This is a genomic window from Bacillus sp. FJAT-27916 (assembly GCF_001183965.1).
In the GTDB taxonomy this organism is placed as follows: domain Bacteria; phylum Bacillota; class Bacilli; order Bacillales; family Pradoshiaceae; genus Pradoshia.
Genome location: NZ_LFZV01000001.1, coordinates 2,265,190 through 2,291,124 on the forward strand (window position 1 = coordinate 2,265,190; position 25,935 = coordinate 2,291,124).

Genomic DNA, 25,935 nt, shown 5'->3' on the forward strand with positions numbered 1-25,935 from the left:
TCACAATATATTGGTGAGCTTGAAGTAATTGTCAGTACCATAAAAAGGACGTTGCGAATATCCCTTAACCCCTAACGAATAAAATAAATCCGCCAAACTTAAATTCCAATTATTGTAAATGATGTCCAAATGTATTAAACTATTATCATAGTACATAAGACCCTATAAGGAGTGATTCAAATATATTGTTCAAAATGCGGTGAACCCTTCTCGCGTCAGCCTAGATATTGCTCGGCTTGTGGAAATAAGACAGAAAGAAAATCTAAGAAAATAATCATATGGGGATTAGCACTTATCACGACATTATGCCTATGCGTAATGGCTTCTTACGGTTTCTATCTTTTCAATGAAAAAAAGGAAGCAGAACAATCTATCCAGGATAAACCAGAACAAGTAAAAGAAGTTGTAAAAAAGACAAAAAAGGAAGCACCCAAACCTGCCTTACAGAAAACAAGTACCGCTCCTAAAGATGTATCTCAAATAATTGAAGAATCACTCTCAAAAGTATTTACGATTTCGAATGGAACCTCTCAAGGCTCCGGCTTTCTTATCAATAAGAACGGAGATATTCTCACCAATGCACATGTCGTGGAAGGAAATACATTGGCCATCGTAAAAGATCATAATGGTACGGAACATCAAGGAACTGTCATCGGCTACAGCAATGAAGTCGATATCGCTTTGATCCGTGTCCCCAACCTGGCTAATCAAACACCCCTGTCTATTGAAACAACTGATAAGTCCCAATTAGGTGACGAAATCATTGCACTCGGAAGCCCAAGAGGACTAGAGAATTCAGCAACTTTAGGAAATATAAGCGGCGTAGATAGAACCTTTGTTATCGAGCCCCATTTATATGACGGCATTTACCAAATATCAGCTCCCCTCGCGCCCGGCAGCAGCGGCGGTCCCTTGTTAGATAGAAAAACGGAAAAAGTGATTGCCATAAACTCTGCCAAAATGAATGGCGAAGACAATATCGGCTTCAGCATCCCGCTCTACAAGATTATGAACACAGTCACTCAATGGTCCTCTGCCCCAATGAGCGAACAGGAGATAAATCAACTCTTTTACAATGAAGCAGGCGTCTTTTATTATGAGGATCTCTATGGGAATGAAGGTTATTTTGACGGTGGTTCATACGAAGAAGAATACGATAGCTATTATGAAGATTACGAATATGATTATGATGACTCTGAATTTGAAGAAGATTATAGTGAATATGATGACTATGAATACGATCATGATGAAGGTTACGATGACATGTATGATGACTCCGATTATTATGAGGAAGACCCCGAAGAAGATGATAGCCTAATGATAGAGGAAGATTCAGAGGAAGCTTATGATGATACTTTAGTAGAGGAATCTGATTTAGAAGAAGAAAATGATGACGATGACATCGAAATGGATCCTTATGGTAACAAGGAGGATGTAGATTCTGATGTTTCCGATGATTACTTGGATCAATAATCATAAATACCCCCATCGGATGGGGGTATTTTAATTTACAAATCTGACTTATAAATAGGCGATTCACAATTATCGATACACAATAAATCAAGCCATCCAGTTCCTTTTATCTCTATATACTATTCAATTTCCCTTCTAACTCAATGACACTTTTAAACTGTGATTCTTCATTAAAAATCAATCCGCTTTTACAAAAGATCAAAAACTCCTTAAAAGCACTGATCATAACGTCAATGAAGTTCCTTTGCGGAATGACCATAGTACGAATATTTTGGGGAGCCTCTATAGGATAGGAATCTAATACGATATAAAAATCCGTTTCTTTCTTCATTATGAAAAGTGTCGCTATATTGTCTAGGAGGGTTATATCATATTCAATTTCCTCATCAAAATGATGTAAATACCAAATGATATCCCACCATGTAAAAAGCATATCTTCCGTCCCCTCTGAGCTGCTGAGAAATACTTTATCTTCATACGTCATTTCTATATAACCGGGCAGATAGATGTGATTGTCGTAGTCTAGTGCTTTTTGTGCAGCCCTCTTCGCATCAGGATGATTAATCGGTAAGAACTCCCTTTCTTCGGCAGTAGAATATCCAAACTCAGGGATGTAGTTGCTAATGTATGAGACTATTTTTAATGTCATATGATCAGTAACTCCTTATATGGATTGGTGTACGACCAGTCTTTTGTTAACCATATCATATTTTCTCTATTGACTTTGCTACGTCATCCTATTTATTGAGTATCCTTTTTAAATAAGCAGCATCCAACAAATTCACCGTCTCAAACTTCCCTTTATAAAACACAGCCCAGTTATTGAAAACGCATGGCAATTCCTTTGCTTTTTGCAGTGTATCGACTTCCATTAAGGACAGAGGAATGTTATTCGCTTCACTATATTGTTTGATCTTCTCGATGCTTTGATAGATATATGGACATTGCTTATCATAATAAATGGTCAGTTCTTGACTGTCGATTGTTTCGTTTTTAGCATTTGATGCAAACTTTGGGGCCTTTCCATCAAAAGAAAGGGCTAACAATTCATATCCACTATCGGTTGTATCAACAACCTCAAATCCGAACTTCTTCGTAAATGATTGGTCAGAAAGCCATCCTTTTTGTTTTTTGGCTCCGAGCATACAAACGCCGGATTTCCCCTTTTCTCTCGCATCGGCCAAGCAATACTCCATCAGTGCCTTTCCATATCCTTTTCCTTTGTAGCTGCCAGAAACCCATAAACAATAGATATAATAATAGTTGTCACCAATCACCGGAACCCATGCTGTCTCAAGAGGAGCATATTCGATAAAAACCGCTGTCTTTGCCTGTAACTTTCGGAAAACATGACCTTCATTCAACCGCTCTGAAAGCCATTGTCGTTTTGCTTCAACACCTGGATGAGGCTTTCTACTGCGGATAATGCAACATAAGTGCTCATTAGCAAGGTTTTCTGTTGTTACGTTTATGAATTCAGTTTCCATGTGGCTCCTCCCTTTCGATTTTTTGAATGGCCGAAATAATCTTACTCGGAATAGTAAGCTTTTATGGGCATATGCTGTGCACAGGAAATCAATATGGGAAAGCTGCCTGGCAAAATCGGGAGCGATATGCAGATCATTCAACAACTTGCCTGATGCGCCTATACAAAGCATTTACAAAGCTTAAACCTTCTCTTTCCTCTATTCCCGCTTGTGAATGCCACTTACCTGACACTATGTTGGAACTCTTCAAATATATGTATGCGAGAATGATTAGACTTGTAAGCTGGCATCCAATATCGTAAGAGTTGATCTTGCTAAAATTAAAAGGAGACCAAATCATCCCTGCTTGACTCTAGTCATTACCATTCATAAGCAATAAAAGAGGACCATGTAAAGAAAAGACTCATACATAAGGCTCACAAAAACCATAAAAGGGACAGAGTAAGAATCGATTCATTCTCACTCTGTCCCTTGCGTATCATACTGTACCTTTTACTTTTTCGTTACCAATTCCAATTCTACTGGAATGAAGTCTTCTGGTTCGTCACCATTTAAATATTCTACCGCTGTTTTCACGGCCGTTTCACCGATCAATCCTGGCTGTTGGGCAACGGTTGCGGCCATTTCACCAGCCTCTACCTTTGCTACCGCATCATCTGTCGCATCAAATCCAACGACAACAATATCTTTTCCTTCCGCTTGAATCGCTTCAAGAGCGCCTAATGCCATTTCATCATTTTGGGCAAATACGGCTTTAACATCCGGGTTAGCTTGAAGAATGTTCTCCATAACGGTTAATCCTTCGGAACGATCGAAGTTGGCTGTAAGGCTTGCTACGATATCCACTTGACCTTCAACCGCTTTCACAAAACCTTCGCCGCGGTCAATAGCAGCTGAGGAACCCGCTACTCCTTCTAATACGGCTATCTTGGCCCCTTTATCGACTTGAGAAAGCAAGTATTCTCCTGCCATTTCACCGCCAGCTTTATTATCAGAGGCAATATGAGAAACGACTTCTCCGCCTTCAGAGGAACGGTCTACCGTGATAACGGGAATGCCAGCACTATTAGCTGATTCAACCGCAGAGGCAACGGCAGAGGAATCCACTGGGTTAATCATGATCAAGTCAACCTTTTGCTGAATTAAGTCTTCGATATCAGATGCTTGTTTAGAGGCATCATCCTGAGCGTCTACAACGGTGATTTTTGCTTCTTCACTCTTTGCTTTTTCTTTAGCAGCATCACTTAAAGAAACAAAGAATGGGTTATTTAATGTAGATACAGAGAAGCCAATGACAACTTCATCATTCTTGGAAGAGGAATCTGATTTAGATGAAGAGCCTCCACCTGATTCCATCGAACAAGCAGCCAGTACAATCGACATCAATACAGCCAGTACAAGAATTGAAAACTTTTTCATTCCTAAACACTCCTTCATATTATGCTTGTTTCTTTCTATCTAGCATTACGGCTAGTAATATAACTACACCCTTCACAACTTGTTGGAAGAATGAAGATACCCCAATTAAGTTCATCCCATTATTTAAAACACCTATAATTAAGACCCCAACCAATGTGCCAAATATCCATCCTCTGCCTCCCGTCAGCGAAGTGCCGCCAAGTACAACAGCCGCGATGGCATCAAGCTCATACGACTCCCCTGCCGTTGGCTGGGCAGAATTCAATCTGGAGGTCAGGATTAGAGCAGACACAGAAGCTAAAAGCCCCGTGATGGCATAGACCCAAATCTTCACACGATCTGTGTTGATACCCGATAATTTAGATGCTTCTTCATTTCCACCAACGGCATATACGCGGCGGCCGAAGTTTGTTTTATGAAGAATGAGATAAAGGACAACAAATGCCAGGATTGTGGTGATGACAGGTACAGGGATTCCGAGGAAGTATCCTTTCCCAAACATCTGGAATGCGACTGAATCACCTAGTCCGGAGACTGGTTTACCTTCTGTATAAACAAGCGTTAATCCACGATAAACGGTCATAGTGGCGAGTGTGGCGATAAATGGTGCAACCCTGCCCTTTGTGATGATAATTCCATTGATGGCTCCCAGGATTAAACCAAGAACGAGGGCTACACCCATGGCAATAATGGGGTCTGTCCCGCTTGCTATAAGACTAGCAGCTACAGCTCCGGTTAACGCCAGCGTGGAACCAACAGATAGATCAATGCCGCCAGTCAGAATAACAAAGGTCATCCCGAAAGCGATCAATCCGCTTATGGAAACCTGCCTGAGTACATTTAATAGATTCGATACCGTTAAGAAATTAGGGTTAAGCAATGTTAAGACCACGATTAGCAATAACAATCCAAATAGAGGTCCGAGCTTTGGCAGTAATTCTTTATAATTTATTTTGGACAACTTTCTCTCCTCCTGTCGCAAAATGCATGATCCGCTCTTGTGTCATTTCATGTTTTTCTACTACACCCGTTAATTTGCCTTCCTGCATGACGATGACTCTATCAGCCATTCCAATCACCTCAGGCAGCTCTGAGGAAATCATCAATATCGCAACACCTGATTCAGCTAATTGATTGATAATCTGATAGATTTCTTTTTTGGCTCCGATATCAACCCCACGCGTAGGCTCATCGAGTATTAATATCTCAGGCTTTGTTTCAAGCCATTTTGCGATAACCACCTTTTGCTGGTTCCCCCCTGACAGGGATTTCACGAGCTGTTCTGCGCTTGAGGCCCGGATGCGTAATTGCTTCATATGATGATCAACCAGTTTTTCTTCCTTTTTGGGCTGAATAAACCCGCCCTTCGAACCTTTTTCCAAATTAGCCAGCATGATATTTTCCTTTATCGAAAAATCCAGGACTAATCCTTTTGATTTTCTGTCCTCTGTTACATAGCCAATACCATATTTCATGGCCTCAATCGAATCTTTCATTTTGACAGGCTGATTATCTATGAGAATCTCACCCCCGGTAGCCTTCCGATAGCCAAATAATGTTTCAGCAACCTCGGTACGACCCGCTCCCATTAGTCCAGCCAGGGCTAGCACCTCGCCCTTTCTCAGCGTGAATGATACATCTTCAAAAGCTTCATCAGCACTTAAACCACGCACCTCAAGCTTTATATCCCCCATACTAGATTCCCTTATCGGAAACCGATTACCAAGCGCTCGCCCGACCATCATGGAGACAATCTCATCAAAGGTTGTTTCCTGAATTCGTTTCACCCCAACATACTGCCCGTCCCTTAAAACGGTAATCCGATCACATATCGAAAAGATTTCCTCCATCCGGTGAGATATATAGACAAAGGATATCCCTTTGCTTTTCAATTCTCTTATGGTTTGGAAAAGAGTCGTGATTTCACGGTCAGTCAACGCAGCTGTCGGTTCATCCATGACAATATATTTCGCATCAGAAGCAATGGCTTTCGCGATTTCGATGATTTGCTGTTTACCGACGGATAGATCGCCTGCTCTTTTTTTCGGATTGATGTGCAGGCCAAGCTTTGCCAGCAATTCCTTCGCTTCTTTTTCCATTTTCTTTTGTTTCAAGAATCCTAGCTTGTACGTGTATTCTTTTCCAAGAAATAAGTTATCGGCAACAGAGAGATCAGGCAGGATGTTTAACTCCTGATGGATGACATGAATACCCTCTTTCTCGGAATCCTTCGTTGACTTAAAGTCCATCAGTTTCCCGTTCACTCTTACTTCGCCGCTATCCTTTGTATAGATTCCCGCCAGAATTTTCATCAAGGTGGACTTCCCAGCACCATTTTCCCCCATTAGGGCATGGATCTCACCCTGCTTTAATTCAAACTGGGCATTGTTCAGAACGACATTTCCATTGAACGCTTTCGAAATCCCTGACATTTGTATCATTGAAGTGTCACCAGCTTTCTTTTAGAAGATAACTCCGCTTTGTAAGATGATGTTGGCATATGGAGTTGCTTCGCCTGTACGAATAATCACCTTGGCTGATTTTGTCCGCTCCTTAAGATCTTCATGAGAAACCACCTGTATATCTTCAAAACGCTTATTAATCCATGTATGAAGAGATTGATTATTCTCTTCCATCTCTTCGGCGATAACCACCTGTTCCACTTCTACATCCTCCAACACGGCTTCAACCACTGGCAAAAAACCAGGCTCCCCTATTTTGTAGCTTAGGTCGATACACGTTGTTCCGTCTGGTACAGGCAGACCGCAATCGGCAATAACAATTTGATCCGTATGGCCTAGCTTGCCAAAAATCCCCGCCAGCTCACGGTTCAACATTCCATTCTTCTTCATAGCGCTCCCCCCTTCATCCTGGCTGCCACTTCCGCTTCAGTAGGCATGCCGCCTTGAGCACCAAATTTCTCAACGGATAAAGACCCAGCAATATTCGCAAAACGGACAGCTTCTTTAATGGATTTTCCTTCTGTAAGCGCATGAGCAAACGCTCCATTAAATGTGTCCCCAGCCCCAGTCGTATCAACAGGTACAACTGGGTATCCCTCTACTTTGATGATGTCTTGGCCATCAAAGTACATCGCTCCGCTTTCACCAAGAGTCACAATTAATTGATTCGGATAGTTACGAACAGCTTGTTCAGGCGAGGTGCCGAATATCTCTGTTACCTCTGTTTCATTCGGAGTAAGATACGTAATCTTGTTCATCCACTCGATTTGAAAATTCTCTGCCGGAGCCGGATTTAATATGACAGGTACTTCTGATTCCATGCATAATTCCAAGATGTACTCCACCGTCTCAGGCGGGATTTCCAGCTGCATGATGACCATCGCTGATTGACTAATCAGCTCCCTGTGTTTATTAACCATAGATGGAGTCACCTGAAAGTTAGCTCCGGGAACGACAATGATTTGATTATCGCCATTGTAGACAATAATATTGGCAATCCCCGTATTCGTGCTTACACATTCTATGTAGCTTGTGTCTACCTTCTCATCCTCCAGCTTTTGCCTTAGCACTGAGCCAAAGCTGTCATGTCCGACTGCGCCTATCATCGTGACTGAACTTCCTAAGCGCGACGCCGCAACTGCCTGATTGGCTCCCTTGCCTCCCGGAACGGTTTCAAAACGCCGGCCTAGGACCGTTTCTCCATGTTTCGGGAGATTATTTGTTTCACAAACTAAATCCATATTGATACTTCCGATAACCGTAATCATTTACTAGCCCCCTTGACTGATTCTCGTATGATTAATTGCGGGGAAACATATTCATCTAACCGATCGATTGTGTTTCCATCTATTTGTTTGATCAGCATCTCCGTTGCTCTTGATCCAAGCTCATATATATTTTGGGCGACTGTGGCTAAACTCGGATTCATCATTTCTCCCAAGCCAATTCCATCAAAGCCCATAATTTGTACTTGGTCAGGAATACGGATTCCTAAAGAATGAGCCGCTTTTATGGCTCCAATTGCGGATATATCACTGCAGGCAAAGATGGCATCAATCGTTTCATCTTTTTGTAATAGATTTTTTACGATTTTCTCTGATTCCTTATATTCAAAAGGACAAGGAACAACCGTCATAGAGACCGAAGTGCTTGAAATCGCTTTCAAAAATCCTTTTAAACGGTCTTCTGCCGGCCTTAATCCTTCCGGCCCTCTTAAGCAAGCTATATGGCGCGCCTTTTGTTTGATCAAAAACTCTGTTCCAAGCTGCGCTCCTTCCTCATTCCTTGTCATAACGGTCGGAAACCCGCTCCCTATCGGCCGATCCAATGCGACGATTGGCACATTCAACTGCTCATAATATGTCTTCTCCAATTCACTAGTCGCCAGAATCATACCAGCAACATATTTCCTAGATAGGGTTTCAATATAGTTCTTTTCTTTCTCTCTCTGCTCATCTGAATTGCATAAGATAAGTGCATATCCATTCGCCACTGCCACATCCTCTACCGCTCTAGCCAGCTCAGGAAAGAACGGGTTCATAATATCAGGAATAATAAGCCCGATTGCCTTCGTTTGTTTCGTACTGAGCGACCTCGCAATATGGCTTGGCTGGTAAGCTAGGCTCGCAATCGCTTCTTCTACCTTCTCACGTGCTTTCTCGCTGACATAACCATTATTAAAGTAGCGTGATACAGTAGCTACCGAGACACCCGCTCGTTTGGCAACATCTCTTATCGTAGTCATATATCACCTCATCAACCAATTTGTGTAACCGGTTACATACAATGTACATGATTCATTTTATAAATGTCAACAATTTTAGAATATATTTCTATAATGTTTATCTTTCAGCTTAATAAGTTATTGGAGGATAATGAATTCGTTTTTAAAGATTACAATAATAGGAGACAAGGAATATCTTATTAATGCTTTGTGCTGATTTTTGTTGCACACATAAGGTAACAACACCAAGAAATAGAACTTAAAAAGGAACAAGAAAAAAGATGGAAGAAAACCTGAGTTTCCTCCATCTTTTTGTTTCCAAAATACCGATAAGCCAGGGTAAGGGGCTATCTATGTCGTAAGTTTGAATATGAATCATAGAGAAATGAATATATGGTGAAATGTGTAAGATGAAACTTACCTGATCGATTGGCAAAGTGCATGTGTGTTAAAAGTCCATCACAACACAAAAAGAGACCTTTGGAAGCGCATGCTTGGATAGAGCAACACCTACAAAAAGTCCCTAGTACTTAGTTATTGATAGATTTCATTATAACCCGTTTAACAAGAGTCATTCATGATAACACCGTGACCCTTTACCATAGGAATCAATACGTAATCCCTTGTGGAACATCCCGGGCAACAAGATTTTTCGGGTGGTGACAGGCACTATCACTTAATATATGTATGTGAGAATGATTAGGCTTAAATTAAAAGGAGACCAAATCATCCCTGCCTGACTCTAGTCATTACCATTCATAAGCAATACGAGGACCATGTAAAGAAAAGACTCATACATAAGGCTCACAAAGACAATAAAAGGGACAGAGTAAGAATTGATTCATTCTCACCCTGTCCCTTGTGTATCATACTGTACCCTTTGCTTTATAAATATCTACTTTCTTATGTTTAACTTATCCTCGTTAAAAAGACCTTAATGAACAATAAATTAATTTTTGCATCATGGTCTTTTTATTTGTCTTCACAAAAACAGAAATCGATTGGCTATTAGATGAGCTTCTAAAAGCAATATGTATAAAAACAAGCCAATTCTTCATTTCTCTTAAGCAGCATCACTGCCAGAAGACTTTATTTCTTTCACTTTCCCTCGCCAAGAAAGATTGGTCCATACACGAAGAAGGTATTCAACAGGCCCTCTTTTTACATATTGGAGGTACCAGAAACTGCATGCACATTGCACCGAAAAGACCAGTATGCCTAATAGGACGCTTGCTGTGAAGCTGATTTCTTGATAGTACCCTAGACCATATTCATAGAAAACAAGCGTCATGATGACCGATTGCATCAAATAATTCGTGAGTGATAATTTCCCCATGGATTCAAAAGCTCTAAACAGGAAGCCACCTTGATATTGGGCATATAAATGAGCAAATGCGAGGACATACCCAAATGCAAGCAATTGTCCGCCCGATTGAGAGAAGACTCCGCTGAACGTTTCCAAGCCTTCCAGGTGACTCAATAGCTTCAATGTTATACCGATTGGTATGAGCCACCATCCATGACGATAGGCGCTTTTTTGACTCGATGGATCGGCAAACCATTGCTGTTTTGCCATGACCATCCCTATCAGAAACATGGGCATCATCACAAACGGGGACAACAACAAAGCGCCAAGTAACAACAATGGATTCTCTTCTAAAATAGGAGGAATGGCGTTTTCGTTATATTCTCGGATCTCTGTGTAAGAACCGTTAGCATACACCTCATCTGTCTTTTGGACGAATGCAAGCATTTCCGGTGTCTCGAATTGATTGGTCGTATCCCCATAACTTCCGGCCGTGAATAGAATAAATGTTATCCCTGCCCATATCAATATTGTTTTAGGCTTTCTATATAGGAAAGGAAGCAACACTAGCACCATCACTCCGTAATAAAACAAGATGTCCCCATCCCAAATAAATGTAGCATGCAGCATTCCAAGCGTCATTAAGCCAAAAGCTCTGCGAACGAGATGCCATCTGGATTTATCTCGTTTTTCATTGATCGCTTCCGCAAGCTTCACCAATGAATACCCGAATAATAGTGAAAATATCGGCATAAACGAATACTCGAAAACAATTTTGACAAAATGAACAGAAAACCAATCCATCTTTGATAATTCATCTGTATCTATCAAATCCTTGCCCCATAAGCCGAATTGGAATATCAACAAATTCGCCATTAAAATCCCCAGCAAGCTAAATCCCCTCAGTGAATCAAGCAGCGTTACCCGCCCTTTGCTCATTATGTATCCCCCATCCATTTAAGTTATAAATCTAAGGCTTTCATCCTTGCCAGTTCCTTCTCCCTTTTATTCGCTGCCATCTTCCGGCCACTAAACCAATACCCCACTAGGAAAAGCTCTCCAATGATTATGTATAGACCAAGCTTCAAAGCTGACCATTCAACCTGCCCTGACCATTGGGCATAAATTAAGGCCGCCAAATATAGGACAGGGATAACAGCACCTAAATACAATTTGTCCCTAGTCGATAAATACTGCTGAGCAGCAAAAATAACTAAAACCATGAAAAATCTAAACAAGCCATTCATTTAGCATCCACCTCCTTTTTGTACTTATCAATAATCAGTTTGGCATCCTCTAGGCTAATCCGATCATCGATAGACAGTTTTTTAATGAAAGTGATAAACTCTTCCTCTTCCAAACTATCATACACTTTAATTTTTTGGATGAGTTTATCTAATCGAAGTCGAACGGTTGGATAAGACACTTCATAAACCTTCGCTATATCCTTTAAGGACCCTGAATTTAGGACGAAATTTTTAATGAACTCAATGTCCTCCCTCTCTAAAGATAGAAGCCAGTTGGGAATATCGTTTCTGTCCAAATTAATCCTCCTTTGTTTTATTTATAATTTATACTAAACTTAACATGAATTTTAACAAAATTAAATAAAATATTAATAATATTAAAAATATTAAATTACTAACATTCGTTATCAAACAAAATATACTTGTAATCTATATCTAATAGGTCATTGATTTCTACTGTTATAATAATGGAACGTATTATGACGGGAGCGAATTTTCAATGTGGCTAGATATGTATGTACAATTTTCTGACCTTACAAAGCATGAACAGATAAAACTTTTCTTAGCCTGTGTACCTTGTGGGACTACGTTTGTTAAAAGAATTGGTACATATAAAGCCATCAATGGTATCTTTGGAACGATTTAATGGTGTAGCAACAAAATACCTAAATGGCTATTTGATAGGGCATTGTTTCCAAGAATTAAATAAGAAATTTTTCTTCTAATAATTAGCAGCATTATAAATGACGACTAATATCATTAGAAGCAAAGCCTTAAGCAATCCGGCAAAAAAAGTGAATACATAGTCTTTGGAATTTTGGATAAATTTTTTCTCTAATATGGCTTCAAACCCATAAAAAGTTACGCAAAATATGAATATTAATAGATAGGTATAGGGTGATTCAATACCTACACGAAAAGTAAGAATGGCAAATAGAAAAAGGATAAATAGTTTTACCCACAGCTCATACTTTGTAAAGCGTTCGTTTCTTTGCGTTACCTTGCCTTTCCCAAAACATTTTCGAACCACATTATCAACTACTTCTGAGCTCATGATTATACCCATTGCAATAACAACAAGTAAACTTATCAATGGTATCATTTTCAACTTCACCTCCCGATATTTAATTATATCAACATTACATATTATTGTATTTCGTTTTCAATTATCCTGCACTGGCGTTATCTAAGAATTGAGGTTAAATAGGAAAAACGGCCATCATAATTATGATAGCCGTTTTTCCTATACAGAAGCCTACTACGTATTACCTATTCAATACCAAACATGGATAAAAGCACATCCCATTTAGGAGGATACGCATTGCTTCCTACCCACTCTGCCCCGCTCTGATCTGTGTACTTCACCGCCAGTCTCCATTGCGTTCCATCGAGAATAAACGGGTCGATTATTCATTATTCCAATAATCAACCTTGATTGATTTGAAGCCATCGAGCAGCTGAGCTGATTCTTCTCGTGAATACTGTTTCTTAACAGAGAATTCATTGAAAGCAATCCCTTTTGCTGTACGTAAACTAGCTTGGCCCTCCTGATTAAAAATTATATGGTATCTATCATGTCCACTAGAAAAACCGCCAATATCAAAATAGATTTCTTCTATTTCCACTTTATCATTTTCATTATCGATTGATTTCAGCCTTTTTAACCACTTCTCAACTGAACCATCCTGAAATAAACTCAGCAGCGTGCCCTCACTGAATCGATCCGCACGAATGGCCCCCATCATTAGCGCTAGAATACATTGGTCATCCAGAGAATCCACGTCATACATACTAGCACTAGCCAATGTAAGGCCATTCCTCTCTAGAATGGATAAATAATCGGTCAATTCATACTCTCGATGGCTTGAGGAGAATTGATAAAACTCTTTGACAAATGAATCTACAAGCTCTTTATAATGGACAAATGGCATATGAATCAGATTTTCCGATGTGCCATCGTTCTCGTGATCAATCACCCATTCCCCGAAGGAATCCGCCTCGCTTATTTTTCCTATATATTTTGTTAGTACGTTAAACTTACCAGGAGAGCTTTCATTTTTATTATACTTGCACCATTCATCGTAAATAGTACGGAGTTCATCATCTAGATAGGTTAATGCCTTCTCTCTCATAATCTCAGGAACCCCATAATACGCTTCTGCAATAGCCCCTGTAATGGCTGCCAGAGTATCACTGTCACCGCCAATTCAAATGGCCGTACGAATGGCATCTTCAAACGAGGTTGATTCCAAAAAAGCCACAATCGCCTGCGGCACAGTGCCTTGACATGTCACATCAAAGACATAGGTGTCTCTGATCTCATCCATCGTAAAATCCAACAGATAGTAATCTCTGTTAATCGAATATCGGATTTCACTTTTGGTGTATCCCTGTTTTGCCATAAACATAGCCATAGCTGCAGCTTCGGCACCCTTCATCCCCTCATCATGATTATGGGTAGTCTCTGTGATAATCCCAGATAATCGGCTTACCTCCCTCTCCGTTCTTGCGAAAAAGTCCACAGGGCTTATCCGCATCGCCGCTCCGTTTCCAAAACTGTTATAAGGTTCAGGCGCATTATTGAAAATCCATTTCGAAAACCTACCGCCAAAGCCGCAATCCGGATACATGCGCCCTAATCTATGCATACATGTAACCGACATTCTATTCAGTAAAGAGTCATATTCAGCATCATCCTCCATTGCGATAGAAGACTGAATGACTTTCTCCGTCTCCATAAGGGCTTTTGCAATGGCAAGCGTCATAATACTGTCATCTGTCACCCGGCAATCTTCATGAAAGAGTTCAAATTCCTTGCTTTTATGATTATTAAATTCAAAACGTGATCCAACAATATCACCTATAATGGCTCCAATCATCCGTTATCCCTCTATTTCTCATATTCGTATTAGTATGCATGTTTTCACGGAAAACTTACATTATGCAGGCTACTTCCATTAATATTTTAATATAATTAAATCTCCTTACATAATTTCTAGCAAAGGAATTAAAAAATAGCAAACAGATTAACATAAAACATAATAAAAAGACCTCTATATTCCAATGTGATCCCCGCTCTTTAGATTACTCTAACTTTTTGTATACTCACCATTTTGATGATAGTCTTCCTTTTGGATGACATAGCTTTTATATGATGCTTGGACATTCTCTCGCTACAGAACCAACAATCCTATACTAGTCACAATCTTATTCACTAATATAACGACACTTAAATCTCAAAAGACCTCTCAAATACAAAAAGAAGTTTCTGGGGTAAACAAGAATTTTACAAAAATATGGAAATATATTACATTATATTGTATTGTAATTAAAGGGAGGTGAATAAAAATAGAGATTTTATAAAACTACAACTGCAAGTTTTTGGCCGCAGGTTGAGGATTCTGTAAAAAATATTAGAGTGGTTTAATGAAAATTAGAGGAGGACTTATGGAATATAACAAACAAACAATTGATAGAGCTACCAGATTAGCTGTCTCTTTAACTGTTGCTGGTGGTGCTGTGTTTATAGTAAATAAGACATTTAATGCATGGCATAAAACTTTTTCAACTGATTTATACACAAACAACATTTTTAACTTTGATTATGTTTTCTCTTCCATTCTTTTTTTTATGAGTATTTTATTTGCTTACACCATTGGAAGATATTTATTTTTGGAATTAAAAACTTTTAATCATTTTGAAGACGAGGCAAAGAAACAATTTGCCTATGAGAATTCAGATAAAGCATATAGTAATATATTTTTGAAATTAAAAAGATACTCAATATGGTCGTTAGGTATAATACTTATTATTTTAATACCCATAAATATATCAAAAACCAGTTTCTCATGGAATTATGTTATTGGGTTTTTTTTAATTGGTAGTGCACTATTTATTTTTGGACTTTTATTTCTTAATAAAGAAAATATTAAAAAGTTTACAAAAAGAAAAAAAATAATTGGAATCATAAAAGTTACCAACAAACTGCCATTGAAATTTAAAAAAAGTTTAATATCCTTATTTGAATTCCTATATGGATTGGCTCTAATATTTTATTTAGGATTATTCATTACCATGTCTTCTTTTCAAGATAATCAACTGGCCAAGATTGATATAGGTAATTCAGTAACAATACCAATTAATATTGTAGTAAATAATAATATAGATACTGAAATTCGTATTAAAATTAGCAATTCTAAAACTGAACATTATATAAATCATTCTGATATGAAAATTTTAGAAAGTTCAATAGAAGTATACGAAAAAAATGAAGTGCTCAAATCTAATGACATTGAACATTTTACAAAGAACTTAATTTCAGAAAATGATAAATTAAGCATCCCGAATACAGAATACACCAAAAAATATAGTATAGATTCAGATAAATATATTATAGATGGAAATAATAAAGTTGAGATTTCGATTGTAACAACTGGAACAGATAATACTAGAGCTATTCAATTTGTGACTTCCATTAAGAAAGAAGGGGATAGAATAGAAATTGCTAAGGATAAAATAAACGTAAAATTTTAAGGAACAACTATATTACGGAATCTAACTATTTATCTTAATTAGAATTTCTCTGTATATAGTGTTGTGATAATAATAATAATAATATATTTATAAAAAAATCTCTATTATTAACCATAATAAAGCACCCCAAATCATATCTTTTGGGGTGCCCTTAATTATCTAAAGCAACTCGATATACGTTTACAATTAATCACTTACTAAAAAGAATCAGCCTCAATCCCCAATTCCTCTAGCCTTCTCCACAAACTCTCCATTGCCTTTTTCTTATCATAATAGAACTCTCTGCCACTGACTCGCCAGAATTTCCAGCCGACGCGCTCTAGATTGTATTGACGTTGCATGTCCTCTTCCCATTTTTCTGGTCCGTGCCATCTTTCGCCGTCACATTCCACCGCGAGTCGGTCTCTCAGCCCTTCAATGACAAGGTCAATGCGATATTGGCCTACTTTGACCTGCGGCTGGACTTTATAGCCTCTGGCCACAATCATGCGAAGCACTTCGACTTCAAATGGTGAATCACATTTGTCCTCTAGATTCTCTAATGTGTCGTTCACTCTTGTCGGGTTCTTGCAGTAGCTCAATAATTTGTAGCGGTAGCAATCCTTCTTCAGCTCATCTAGCTCGACTGAGTGATAGAGCCTCATTTGATTTCGCGCACGGCTGGCGGCGACGTTGAAGGTTTGCTGCTGGTCTTTCTTCGTCATGGCCATGAAGCGTCTGTTGCCGGCGATCACCATGGATAGGAAGATAATATCCCGCTCATCCCCTTGGAAACTATAGGCATTTCCGCAGATGATCTTTCTGTTTACAAATTCACTTTCCGGAATGGTTGACCGGATTTTATTCTCGATAAGCGCGGCCTGCTTATTCCCTTGCAGGGCAATGACCCCAATGGTTTGACCATCATATTTCGGGTCAGCGAGGATGCTTTCGATATCTTCGACGATTCTATCCGCTTCCGGTTCGTTGACCATATTCGTTCCTTCTGAGGCATATCCGTCCTCTACCCTTATCGCCACCACTGGCGGCTCTATTTTCTCATTATCAAACGGGAGCCTTAACGGAATCATTTGACCACCATAGCTTAAATCATTCGAGAATTGAATAATCTCCGGAACGCAGCGGAAATGCTCCTTCAGCATTAATCGGCCGTTCTTAGGGAAGATTTGATCGGCAATCTCGTAAAGTGAAATCTTATGGTCAAACAAGCGTTTGTTCGGAACGCCGTCTAAATAACGATTAATCAGCTCTTCAATCTCTGCATCCTTCGTTCCAATTCCATACGGGCTGATTTGCTCGTCATCCCCGACAACGACCACCTTTTCCCCGCGCAGAAGCACAGGGACAGACATGATGTCACATTGACTGCTCTCGTCAAAAATAATGACATCAAACTTCTCATTGCTGATTGGGAAGTTTTCAAGGACCTGGTTGACCGGCATGATCCAGACTGGGATAGCGGATTGCGCCGTTTCCATTTCCTTGCGGGCATCAGCCAAGAAGCGCTTATTGTTCCCGGTTCCCTTCCCATAGCGCTTGATAAAGTTTTTCCACGCAACAAGGGCGCGCTTTTGTTCATCCGTAATCCTGTTGATTTGATTTAACCACGTCGAATTGGAAACGATGCTGGTGATCAATTTCTTTTGATAGTCCTGCTCGGCCTTGATGTTATTCTCGATGCGCTCGGCCTCGAATTCCTCATTGATGGTCATCCAATCATACAAGGCTTTAAGCTCCCATGCCTTGTGCACCTCTTCAGGCTTTAGCACATCTTCCGATAAAATGCCCATAATCCATTCCGCCGTCTTCGGCGCTAGCGTTTGGACTTTGTCATGAAGATTGAAGAACTGTATGACTTCTTCTTTCTTCTCCCTTAACGCCGCTAATTCCTCCAGCGCCTCATGCCATCTTGCTGCATCCTTCTCCTCTAAGACAGCCATAAACGAATGAACAATCGGGTGAACATGTTGCTCCTTTGTAAGCTCGTTCAGCTGCCCGATGTAGGCATGATAGCCTGTTTCCCACTCTTGATAGCTGATGACATCATAGACATGCTCAACAGCTGTTTTCAGCTCCACATAAAAGGCATAGCTCAGCCAATCTGGCTGGTTCAACGATAGACGATTAGCCGTTTCTTTAAAGCCTTCGATTAATTGACCTAGCTTCATGGTCTTTTCATAGAACGAAATTTCTTGATCAATGGCACTAAAGAGACGTTTGTCTTCGATGTCAATATGGGTGCCGCCAATTTCATCGATATTCGCATTCCATGTGCGGACGGCCTCGTCTTTTTTCTTTTTCAGAAGCAAGTTTTGCTGCAGGATGTCTATCTCCTCAACTGTCCGTACGGGCTGGCCATTAAGAATCGGCGTCTCCCAAAGGTATTTGGCGTTTTTCCCCTTCGTCATCGTAAAAATAAAATTCGGTTTCTTGTTCTCCCGCAGGCGTTCGCCATAAACCTGAATATCTGACTCTAACTCAAAATCCGGCTTATTCGGAAGGGTGATCTTATGTTGAATGATGTTCCGATTCATGGCGGTCATTTCCTCATTCAATCCCTTCATGTCACGGAAGAAGGACGTCCATCTTTCTTTTCGTGAGCCTCCAGCCAGATAATCTTCGAGGATTTTCTGTGAGGAGGAACCTTCCTCGAAACAATTTTCATAGGCCAAGATCTCCGCAATCTCCTGTTTAACTTGCTCGGCATAGGCCTGGTCATGAGGGAATTGAACTTTATCAGTAAACGTGATCGCTTGATCATGCTTTTCTTGCAGGTCTTTTCCTTTGTCTAACCAGCTTTGCATTTCCTCTGAACCTTTTATCAGCAGTGGTTCAGGAAGAACGGAATCCTTCAAGCAGAGTTCCTTTTCATCTAACGTACCTCTCAGTTCCCATAACAAATTGAATTCCTGTTCGGATAAAGGAAATTCCGTATCCATGGCAACCTTATCGAGAATCCACTTATAGTCTACGGATTCCTCCGTCAGCATTTGCGCGACACCTGCTTTCGTGACAGGATTTCCTTTATACTCGATGCCCAGCTTCTCGCTTTTGCTGTATTCAAGCAGCTGGTGTTTAAGCTTGGCTTCCTTTCGTCGACTCTTATCCAGCTCTTCCTTGTCGCGCGCAATTTCCGTCTCCAGCTTTTCGGTCGACAGATTGCCGAGCTGCTCGGAAATGGTCCGGATGGAGTTCTCGATTTCTCTAAGAGAATCTCTCCCTCCGCCGAGAACTGGCACACAGAGATCACGAATTTCGGCCGGGATTTTCTCCTTCAACACTTTGAGCGGATTTTCCTTTTGGCTCGTGATGAGAATCTTCTTCCCATGGGCCAATAGGTGAGAGACGATGTTCGCAATCGTATGGGTTTTCCCTGTTCCAGGAGGCCCTTGAACCGTCAGTCCGTAATTCGTTGCCAAGCGGCGCGCGATTTCCTTCTGCTCTTCATTGGCTGGCAATGGGAAATATAAATCCGTCGCTACCTTATCCCACTTTAGACTATTCTCTTTCTTATCAAAATTCACTTCATCCCCGACAATGGAGGCAATCGTGGCAGGATCCTGAAAATCCTCCTGCTGCATCAATTCAATGATTTGCTCTAAATCATTTTTGAGGACTTGATTATCCTTTTTTCGAAGAATCAGGACATATTCATCCACATGTCCAACAGGATTTTTCGAAGGATTGATTGGTTCATCCTCCATCGCCACTCGGCCGCTCGCATCGATGATGTTCATAAATTGATTCGATAAATCACGGACATCTTCCTCGAACACATCTCGATAGTGCGCGGTCTGACTAATCGTTTGGATCTCATCCATATTCGGAAGCGGAATCCCGCTCAAGATATTCAATTCAAGCTTATAACCCTGATTTGTTGGCTTCACAATGACGATTCCCTTATCAGCATCAAGCTCAATATCCAGTTTGGTCGTGAACAAAGGATGAGAAATGGTCCCCACTTCATGTTTCCACGTAAAGATGGTCTGCCCTAGCAGCAGCTCCAGTCCTTCCCCCTCCACCTGAAACTCTTGATACAGCTTAAAGAAACGTTCATACAGAGCTTGAACGCTTTTAATTCTGGTCATATTAGCCGCCCAATCGCTCCAGGCCGCTTTCCACTCGTTAAAAAGATTAACTCGATTCGGATCTTCATCAAATCGGACTTCTACCTGAGTGTCTCCTTCCGTCATCACCTTTGGATCAGGCATTTTCGGAGAGTGCTTCTCGTTATCATATGAGTAGGTAATCCACTCCCTGATGGATTCATCAGGATTGGGAGGCGTGCTATCTTCATCGCTAACGGTTTGCCGATGTATTTCTAGAATAGCTTCCTCCTCTTCTCCCTCCCCCATTAAAAACACGCCTTCCCCGTATTCTTCAAGGGCCGACTTAGACCACGTTTTTTCATACTCTTTATATTCACGGATAACCTTAAAACGCAGGTTATTCACGGCTAATAAATATTCAAATAACTGCTTTGCTTTGTCACTCAACCAAAAGCACCTCTTTATATCTTCATATAGTAAATATATCACAATGTCATAGAGAGGAATAAATGTAAAATATAGTAGGGTAAGTATACTTATTAGTAAGGGAATGAATTGAGGGAATAATAAAAACAGTGCACATGAAGTTTGCACTGTTTTTAGATTGTCCTACACAATTGTATGCGCGTTTCTTGTTTTTTATCTATTTGTACTATTATGTTTTACCAAACGGAATTTGATCATCTTTCTCTTAACTTTTACCATTAGAATAGGTCAGCAGCTATTAGAAAATTGCTGGCAAATAGAAAAAAACCATGTACAACTTGTACATGGTTTTATGACCCCTACGGGATTCGAACCCGTGTTACCGCCGTGAAAGGGCGGTGTCTTAACCGCTTGACCAAGGGGCCAAAATGGCTCCGCAGGTAGGATTCGAACCTACGACCGTTCGGTTAACAGCCGAATGCTCTACCACTGAGCTACTGCGGAATAATGAGATGGGCCTAAATGGACTCGAACCATCGACCTCACGCTTATCAGGCGTGCGCTCTAACCAGCTGAGCTATAGGCCCATGATGATTCTTTTTGGAGCGGGTGAAGGGAATCGAACCCTCATCATCAGCTTGGAAGGCTGAGGTTTTACCACTAAACTACACCCGCATCTATGGGGCGGCTGATGGGAATCGAACCCACGAATGTCGGAACCACAATCCGATGCGTTAACCACTTCGCCACAGCCGCCATACTGGCAGGGGCAGTAGGAATTGAACCCACACTGGAGGTTTTGGAGACCTCTGTTCTACCTTTAAACTATGCCCCTATTATGTAAGTATGGTGGAGGGGGGCAGATTCGAACTGCCGAACCCGAAGGAGCGGATTTACAGTCCGCCGCGTTTAGCCACTTCGCTACCCCTCCGTCATGAAGAGTGCCGGCAAGAGGACTTGAACCCCCAACCTACTGATTACAAGTCAGTTGCTCTACCAATTGAGCTACACCGGCATGACATATTCGTTTTCGTTATCATCAATCATTTATTTCATCATGAATGGCGGTCCGGACGGGACTCGAACCCGCGACCTCCTGCGTGACAGGCAGGCATTCTAACCAACTGAACTACCGGACCAATATAAGGATATTATGGAGGAGGAAGAGGGATTCGAACCCCCGCGCGGTTTGACCCGCCTCTCGGTTTTCAAGACCGATCCCTTCAGCCAGACTTGGGTATTCCTCCAATATAAGTGGTGGAGCCTAGCGGGATCGAACCGCTGACCTCCTGCGTGCAAAGCAGGCGCTCTCCCAGCTGAGCTAAGGCCCCATATGTGTGTTGAGTGGTCGGGAAGACAGGATTCGAACCTGCGACCCCTTGGTCCCAAACCAAGTGCTCTACCAAGCTGAGCTACTTCCCGAAGAATAAATGGCGCGCCCGAGAGGAGTCGAACCCCTAACCTTTTGATCCGTAGTCAAACGCTCTATCCAATTGAGCTACGGGCGCATACTTGGTAAATTTCGAGAGTGCCGAGGGCCGGTCTCGAACCGGCACGGTAGTCACCTACCGCAGGATTTTAAGTCCTGTGCGTCTGCCAATTCCGCCACCCCGGCGTATAACTTGGCATTGGAGCGGAAGACGGGATTCGAACCCGCGACCCCCACCTTGGCAAGGTGGTGTTCTACCACTGAACTACTTCCGCATATAAGTGCGGGTGAAGGGAGTCGAACCCCCACGCCGTAAGGCGCCAGATCCTAAGTCTGGTGCGTCTGCCAATTCCGCCACACCCGCATGCTTTATATATGGTGAGCCATGAAGGACTCGCCCTTGCAGCCCTCGTGCTTCTCTCTTTCAAGCTCTCTCGTTGACTGCTTTTTTATTTTAATCTGGATTCAACTAGATTGCAATATGGAAATTATGGAAATATCATTTTCTTTTTCTTCCTATATGAAATAGATTAAACGTCCATGAATACCACTATCATATACGGGAATACAGGTACCGAATATAGTGTTAGAACTCTTTTTATATGTATATAAAAACCCTAATCGTTCATATCCCCTTCATCTCACATTACACTAACTATCAATCTTTATTTCCTCGTAACGATTTTATAAGGAATATAGAATATAGAATAGCAGGTAAAGTCCACTGATATTTTATAAAACGAATGACAAGTTAATGATTGATCCAGTCATATAATGTTAATTTCGAATTCACCGTATAGCAATCGTTTTTATCTTGTCCGAGTTCATACATAACCTTCCGATAGTCACCAAAGTCATCTGAATGCTTATAATCAGAATTCGCGGTGATGATTTTTAATGATTGATAAGCATAGCTTTTCATATTTTGTATCGGTACTTTTCGATAACGCTCACTTTCAATCGTATCTGTCGCAAATTTATCAATCAAGGTGGTCCATTGTTTTTTGGAGTATCTCCCAATAGAGAATTCGCGATAAAACTGATGACAGGCATCGATTAATAAGGCTTTGAAACTAGTCGGTGATAGAGGTTCCTTGAAATTACAATTGAAATCAGTTAAAGGTTTATTAAAGGGTATATTTATCGTTTTATTATGCTGCTCTACCGGCTGCTCAGTAGGAGTGTCAGAAGGATGCTCATTCGATTGTTCACCTTCTTGCGAAACATTAACGATATAGATATTGGCTGATTGCTGATTATTTTTCCTTTTAGCATGATGAACAGACAAGACCCCTATTTTGGACAAGAGTCCGAAGAATCTTCTCACTGATGACAAGCTAACTTCCATCCTAAACCGCTCCGCAAACATTCTTAAGAAGTTTTGATGCGTAATCGAAAATACCCCTTCCGCATTGACGGCAAGATCTGATACAAGATACGTCATTCTTATTTGCAAGTCTGTCAGTTCCCACCTGTCCTTAACAGCTTGGACAAATTTCTCTTTGTTATATGTACCTTTACTGTACTTCACCAACTCTTGTGGTCTGCCATTAACTAACACTGTAAACCTCCTCCTTGTTATACAAGATAAATCAAATAAGAAAAATTCCTTGTGAGTTTTCGGGACCTTTTCTAGAGTTTCAGCTATATAACGAATAAAATTTCTTGCCTGCTCTCTAGCTAATTCTCCATAGAGCAAAATAAACATTAAAATACCTATAGATGATCCCGAACTCTAGCTTCCAATTGAAATATACGGTTTTCCATTATCAGTAGGACCATGTAAAATTTATTTTATTGTTTGCTCCAGCTAGTTTAGCTCTCTAAGTTGCCGAAGCAGGTTGGCCTTCAGAACGTTTTGCTCTTGTATATGAAGCTCTCTAGAGACTTCATTGTTTGATAAATTTTATGATGTCTAAGTAAGTCCATGAAGCTGTTGGAACTTCTCAGCGCTATTTCTGATAGACGTTATTAACAAAAGTGATTCTGCCTTTCATTCACAGGTTTTTCACAATAACCAGTCTCCTAAAATGCTCGGATAGGCATTTAAAGAACGGATAGAAGTCTTGATATAAAATGTTTTCTTAGTTTAGTATAAAAGGATTTTACCTCTTTTATCAGATCTTCACGGCATGTATCTATGTGATGTACAATAGCAAGGAAATCATTAGCATTGAAAAATTTTCCTAACGGGTGTTGACAGGCACTTTCTCTAACTCCTTACCTTACTAAAATATCCAAATTATTAAATAAAACAACGATTGTTGATTAATACCTTAGTAATCTATATTTTGAATAAAGATAGTTTAAAGTATAAAAAGCATGCCTTTATGCATGCTTTTATTTAAGGTTTATATAGATGAGCCTTTACCACTTACTATTTGTTGGGCCTTATAGAATTGTGTAGAAATGTGCTGTGTTAAAGCATGAGTAATTGCATTAATCCCCTATCCACTAGAATAACTGCCGAAGTATTCACTACTCTAATCGAGAGGTAATGTTTGTTCTCCTACTTTAAATTCAGCAGTACTCTTCAAATTAGTCTGAATAAATTCTTTATAATCCTTTTTAGTTGGATACCCACTCATTGAAACCTTTGAGTGAATTACATGAAATAACCGGATCATTATTTTGAACCCCATTGATTTAACAAGTACATGTTTTTTTCATCCTGCCATGCAACATTATAAACTTCGCTCCAAGCCGTAAAGTAGTCATTGAGCAATCTTGCTTTTCTTGGAGTATTCATATCAGCTGGAAGGTGAAAAAGAACTTGTTGTTGAATCAACTTTTCAAAGGTTGCATTTGTTACATAGGGTTTTAACAATCCTTTAGGACGTTTTCCGTCTATATCTTTTATTCTTTGGTACAGGATTGACCACTCTTCAGTATTTAATAAATTTGAGATGTTATTTGCTGTTTCTTCCTCACTGCTTAAAGTTCCTGCAATAGCTTTCATAGCTAATGTATGCACTGCACTTGGTTTCTCTTGATATTGATTATTATCAGAGAAAATCTTTGCCATTGCTTGTTTTGGTAAATCAATATATACCGTAACCGGACATTCAAAATCCAATTTTCCCGCTTCAAACAATCCAGCAGTTCTGTGGTGTCCATAAATAAGGATCCCGGCAAATTTATCACTCTCATATAAAAGAAATTCTAGGACATAATAGCACTTTTATACCATTTCTTTATATATTCTTCTATTTTCTCACTATTTATTGCTTCTTTGATTTGAACACCGCTAATAGGTATGATTACTATAGGATCTTTTGATCGTCTCAAGTCTTCATTATTAAATGTGCTCGAGAATCCAGCCCATGATATAAAGAACCCTAATTCTACTCTTCCTCTTCTATTTTCTATTTTATTCTTAAATATAACTAGTTCATTTTTCCCGACTTTTTTATTCCAATTCTTACATTCACCTATGAAAATTAATTTTTCCTTACGCCAAAACTCACTTTCGGATTCATTAGTTATTTGTATATCAATTTCTTCAGTCTTTGTTTTTCTATTTACATCTACACTAAAACCCTCTACTTGAGCAAAAAATATTTTTATAAGCCTTTCTAATGTTTTTCCCTTTTCATAACTATTAGTAGCATTGTCTACATCTCGAACAAGCTCTTTTAGTAGTGTATTTGAACCCACCACATTCTTAAAATTTTCAACTTCAGTTCTTTCCATATTTGCCGAAGAAAATGTTCCTAGTTCTCCAGTATTCTGTAGCACTATACTTATTTGATCTACTAAAACTTCTATTACCGGCTTAACGCTTGCAGCACCTACTAATTCGAACAACTTATAATAATTCACTCGATTATTAGGGATAACATAGTCATTTAACCCAGTAATATCTAGACATTCTTGAATA

At 40.0% G+C, this 25,935-nt stretch carries 20 protein-coding genes and 16 tRNA genes; 2 read left to right on the forward strand and 34 right to left on the reverse strand.

All coding sequences use genetic code 11. From position 1 onward, the window contains the following. The first annotated feature begins 171 nt into the window (after positions 1-171). Positions 172-1,473: a S1C family serine protease gene (locus AC622_RS10925; protein ID WP_231589513.1), complete on the forward strand. Its 1,302-nt coding sequence runs from the start codon at positions 172-174 to the stop codon at positions 1,471-1,473. A gap of 112 nt (positions 1,474-1,585) precedes the next feature. Here AC622_RS10925 and AC622_RS10930 read toward each other — a convergent pair whose 3' ends face one another. The 14 genes from AC622_RS10930 to AC622_RS10995 form a co-directional block, all read right to left on the reverse strand. Beyond that, on the reverse strand, positions 1,586-2,122 hold the full coding sequence (locus tag AC622_RS10930) for a hypothetical protein (protein ID WP_049671108.1): 537 nt from the start codon (positions 2,120-2,122) through the stop codon (positions 1,586-1,588). Positions 2,123-2,210: 88 nt separating this feature from the next. Continuing rightward, the gene (locus AC622_RS10935) at positions 2,211-2,960 is read right to left on the reverse strand and encodes a GNAT family N-acetyltransferase (RefSeq protein WP_049671109.1); all 750 of its coding nucleotides are present in this window, start codon (positions 2,958-2,960) and stop codon (positions 2,211-2,213) included. A gap of 492 nt (positions 2,961-3,452) precedes the next feature. Then, positions 3,453-4,379, reverse strand: a complete 927-nt coding sequence (locus tag AC622_RS10940) for a D-ribose ABC transporter substrate-binding protein (protein ID WP_049671110.1) — start codon at positions 4,377-4,379, stop codon at positions 3,453-3,455. A gap of 19 nt (positions 4,380-4,398) precedes the next feature. Next, positions 4,399-5,340, reverse strand: a complete 942-nt coding sequence (locus AC622_RS10945; RefSeq protein ID WP_049671111.1) for an ABC transporter permease subunit — start codon at positions 5,338-5,340, stop codon at positions 4,399-4,401. Beyond that, a complete protein-coding gene (locus tag AC622_RS10950) occupies positions 5,321-6,820 on the reverse strand; it encodes a sugar ABC transporter ATP-binding protein (RefSeq protein WP_049671112.1) in 1,500 nt (499 codons plus the stop codon). Before AC622_RS10950 ends, AC622_RS10945 begins: the two co-directional genes overlap by 20 nt. Positions 6,821-6,841: 21 nt before the next feature. Continuing rightward, positions 6,842-7,231, reverse strand: coding sequence for a D-ribose pyranase (rbsD, locus tag AC622_RS10955; RefSeq protein WP_049671113.1), 390 nt, complete (start codon positions 7,229-7,231; stop codon positions 6,842-6,844). Further along, positions 7,228-8,109 carry a ribokinase gene (rbsK, locus tag AC622_RS10960; protein WP_049671114.1) on the reverse strand — a complete coding sequence of 294 codons (882 nt, stop codon included), beginning with the start codon at positions 8,107-8,109 and terminating at the stop codon, positions 7,228-7,230. Before rbsK ends, rbsD begins: the two co-directional genes overlap by 4 nt. After that, a complete protein-coding gene (locus tag AC622_RS10965) occupies positions 8,106-9,086 on the reverse strand; it encodes a LacI family DNA-binding transcriptional regulator (protein WP_049671115.1) in 981 nt (326 codons plus the stop codon). Before AC622_RS10965 ends, rbsK begins: the two co-directional genes overlap by 4 nt. A 1,042-nt stretch (positions 9,087-10,128) precedes the next feature. Continuing rightward, positions 10,129-11,310, reverse strand: coding sequence for a DUF418 domain-containing protein (locus AC622_RS10970; RefSeq protein ID WP_049671116.1), 1,182 nt, complete (start codon positions 11,308-11,310; stop codon positions 10,129-10,131). A 23-nt stretch (positions 11,311-11,333) separates the two neighbouring features. Further along, the gene (locus AC622_RS10975) at positions 11,334-11,618 is read right to left on the reverse strand and encodes a hypothetical protein (protein WP_049671117.1); all 285 of its coding nucleotides are present in this window, start codon (positions 11,616-11,618) and stop codon (positions 11,334-11,336) included. Beyond that, positions 11,615-11,914 carry a DUF2089 family protein gene (locus AC622_RS10980; protein WP_049671118.1) on the reverse strand — a complete coding sequence of 100 codons (300 nt, stop codon included), beginning with the start codon at positions 11,912-11,914 and terminating at the stop codon, positions 11,615-11,617. The genes AC622_RS10975 and AC622_RS10980 overlap by 4 nt, the downstream gene beginning before the upstream one ends. A 425-nt stretch (positions 11,915-12,339) precedes the next feature. After that, positions 12,340-12,720 carry a DUF4181 domain-containing protein gene (locus tag AC622_RS10985; RefSeq protein WP_049671119.1) on the reverse strand — a complete coding sequence of 127 codons (381 nt, stop codon included), beginning with the start codon at positions 12,718-12,720 and terminating at the stop codon, positions 12,340-12,342. A 304-nt stretch (positions 12,721-13,024) separates the two neighbouring features. Continuing rightward, positions 13,025-13,750, reverse strand: coding sequence for a DUF6508 domain-containing protein (locus AC622_RS21220; protein WP_197089928.1), 726 nt, complete (start codon positions 13,748-13,750; stop codon positions 13,025-13,027). A gap of 75 nt (positions 13,751-13,825) precedes the next feature. Then, positions 13,826-14,497, reverse strand: a complete 672-nt coding sequence (locus tag AC622_RS10995; protein ID WP_197089929.1) for an ADP-ribosylglycohydrolase family protein — start codon at positions 14,495-14,497, stop codon at positions 13,826-13,828. A 568-nt stretch (positions 14,498-15,065) separates the two neighbouring features. On the opposite strand from AC622_RS10995, the gene AC622_RS11000 reads away from it, so the two are divergent. Next, positions 15,066-16,151: a hypothetical protein gene (locus tag AC622_RS11000; protein WP_049671120.1), complete on the forward strand. Its 1,086-nt coding sequence runs from the start codon at positions 15,066-15,068 to the stop codon at positions 16,149-16,151. 197 nt (positions 16,152-16,348) lie between these two features. Here the strand turns inward: AC622_RS11000 and AC622_RS11005 are convergent, their stop codons facing one another. The 20 genes from AC622_RS11005 to AC622_RS11100 all read right to left on the reverse strand — a co-directional run bounded on the left by AC622_RS11005 (position 16,349) and on the right by AC622_RS11100 (position 25,862). Further along, positions 16,349-20,647, reverse strand: a complete 4,299-nt coding sequence (locus AC622_RS11005) for an AAA domain-containing protein (protein ID WP_049671121.1) — start codon at positions 20,645-20,647, stop codon at positions 16,349-16,351. A 332-nt stretch (positions 20,648-20,979) separates the two neighbouring features. Further along, positions 20,980-21,051: transfer RNA gene (locus AC622_RS11010), tRNA-Glu, on the reverse strand. Between the two features lie 4 nt (positions 21,052-21,055). Beyond that, positions 21,056-21,130, reverse strand: a tRNA-Asn gene (locus tag AC622_RS11015). A 9-nt stretch (positions 21,131-21,139) separates the two neighbouring features. Next, positions 21,140-21,213 (reverse strand) — tRNA-Ile (locus AC622_RS11020). A 14-nt stretch (positions 21,214-21,227) separates the two neighbouring features. Next, positions 21,228-21,301: transfer RNA gene (locus AC622_RS11025), tRNA-Gly, on the reverse strand. A gap of 5 nt (positions 21,302-21,306) precedes the next feature. After that, positions 21,307-21,382 (reverse strand) — tRNA-His (locus AC622_RS11030). A gap of 5 nt (positions 21,383-21,387) precedes the next feature. After that, positions 21,388-21,461, reverse strand: a tRNA-Trp gene (locus AC622_RS11035). 12 nt (positions 21,462-21,473) lie between these two features. Next, positions 21,474-21,557 (reverse strand) — tRNA-Tyr (locus tag AC622_RS11040). An 11-nt stretch (positions 21,558-21,568) separates the two neighbouring features. Then, a tRNA-Thr gene (locus AC622_RS11045) sits at positions 21,569-21,641 on the reverse strand. 47 nt (positions 21,642-21,688) lie between these two features. Next, positions 21,689-21,765: transfer RNA gene (locus tag AC622_RS11050), tRNA-Asp, on the reverse strand. 15 nt (positions 21,766-21,780) lie between these two features. Further along, a tRNA-Ser gene (locus tag AC622_RS11055) sits at positions 21,781-21,873 on the reverse strand. Positions 21,874-21,881: 8 nt separating this feature from the next. Further along, a tRNA-Ala gene (locus AC622_RS11060) sits at positions 21,882-21,957 on the reverse strand. A gap of 14 nt (positions 21,958-21,971) precedes the next feature. Then, a tRNA-Pro gene (locus tag AC622_RS11065) sits at positions 21,972-22,048 on the reverse strand. Positions 22,049-22,057: 9 nt separating this feature from the next. Continuing rightward, positions 22,058-22,134, reverse strand: a tRNA-Arg gene (locus AC622_RS11070). 21 nt (positions 22,135-22,155) lie between these two features. Then, positions 22,156-22,241 (reverse strand) — tRNA-Leu (locus AC622_RS11075). A 14-nt stretch (positions 22,242-22,255) separates the two neighbouring features. After that, positions 22,256-22,330: transfer RNA gene (locus AC622_RS11080), tRNA-Gly, on the reverse strand. Between the two features lie 7 nt (positions 22,331-22,337). Continuing rightward, positions 22,338-22,419: transfer RNA gene (locus AC622_RS11085), tRNA-Leu, on the reverse strand. Between the two features lie 387 nt (positions 22,420-22,806). Beyond that, the gene (locus AC622_RS20435) at positions 22,807-23,616 is read right to left on the reverse strand and encodes a hypothetical protein (RefSeq protein ID WP_053103749.1); all 810 of its coding nucleotides are present in this window, start codon (positions 23,614-23,616) and stop codon (positions 22,807-22,809) included. A gap of 1,065 nt (positions 23,617-24,681) precedes the next feature. Next, positions 24,682-25,131 carry a hypothetical protein gene (locus AC622_RS11095; RefSeq protein WP_049671122.1) on the reverse strand — a complete coding sequence of 150 codons (450 nt, stop codon included), beginning with the start codon at positions 25,129-25,131 and terminating at the stop codon, positions 24,682-24,684. A gap of 86 nt (positions 25,132-25,217) precedes the next feature. Then, positions 25,218-25,862: a restriction endonuclease gene (locus tag AC622_RS11100; protein WP_049671123.1), complete on the reverse strand. Its 645-nt coding sequence runs from the start codon at positions 25,860-25,862 to the stop codon at positions 25,218-25,220. Between the last annotated feature and the right edge of the window lie 73 nt (positions 25,863-25,935).

Coding starts and splice junctions, on each gene's coding strand:
- rbsK (WP_049671114.1), bottom strand. CDS start 8,109: ATGATTACGGTTATCGGAAGTATCAATATGGATTTAGTTTGTGAAACA.
- AC622_RS10995 (WP_197089929.1), bottom strand. CDS start 14,497: ATGATTGGAGCCATTATAGGTGATATTGTTGGATCACGTTTTGAATTT.
- AC622_RS21220 (WP_197089928.1), bottom strand. CDS start 13,750: ATGAGAGAGAAGGCATTAACCTATCTAGATGATGAACTCCGTACTATT.
- AC622_RS10985 (WP_049671119.1), bottom strand. CDS start 12,720: ATGATACCATTGATAAGTTTACTTGTTGTTATTGCAATGGGTATAATC.
- AC622_RS10930 (WP_049671108.1), bottom strand. CDS start 2,122: ATGACATTAAAAATAGTCTCATACATTAGCAACTACATCCCTGAGTTT.
- AC622_RS10940 (WP_049671110.1), bottom strand. CDS start 4,379: ATGAAAAAGTTTTCAATTCTTGTACTGGCTGTATTGATGTCGATTGTA.
- rbsD (WP_049671113.1), bottom strand. CDS start 7,231: ATGAAGAAGAATGGAATGTTGAACCGTGAGCTGGCGGGGATTTTTGGC.
- AC622_RS10935 (WP_049671109.1), bottom strand. CDS start 2,960: ATGGAAACTGAATTCATAAACGTAACAACAGAAAACCTTGCTAATGAG.
- AC622_RS10975 (WP_049671117.1), bottom strand. CDS start 11,618: ATGAATGGCTTGTTTAGATTTTTCATGGTTTTAGTTATTTTTGCTGCT.
- AC622_RS10965 (WP_049671115.1), bottom strand. CDS start 9,086: ATGACTACGATAAGAGATGTTGCCAAACGAGCGGGTGTCTCGGTAGCT.
- AC622_RS10970 (WP_049671116.1), bottom strand. CDS start 11,310: ATGAGCAAAGGGCGGGTAACGCTGCTTGATTCACTGAGGGGATTTAGC.
- AC622_RS11000 (WP_049671120.1), top strand. CDS start 15,066: ATGGAATATAACAAACAAACAATTGATAGAGCTACCAGATTAGCTGTC.
- AC622_RS10950 (WP_049671112.1), bottom strand. CDS start 6,820: ATGATACAAATGTCAGGGATTTCGAAAGCGTTCAATGGAAATGTCGTT.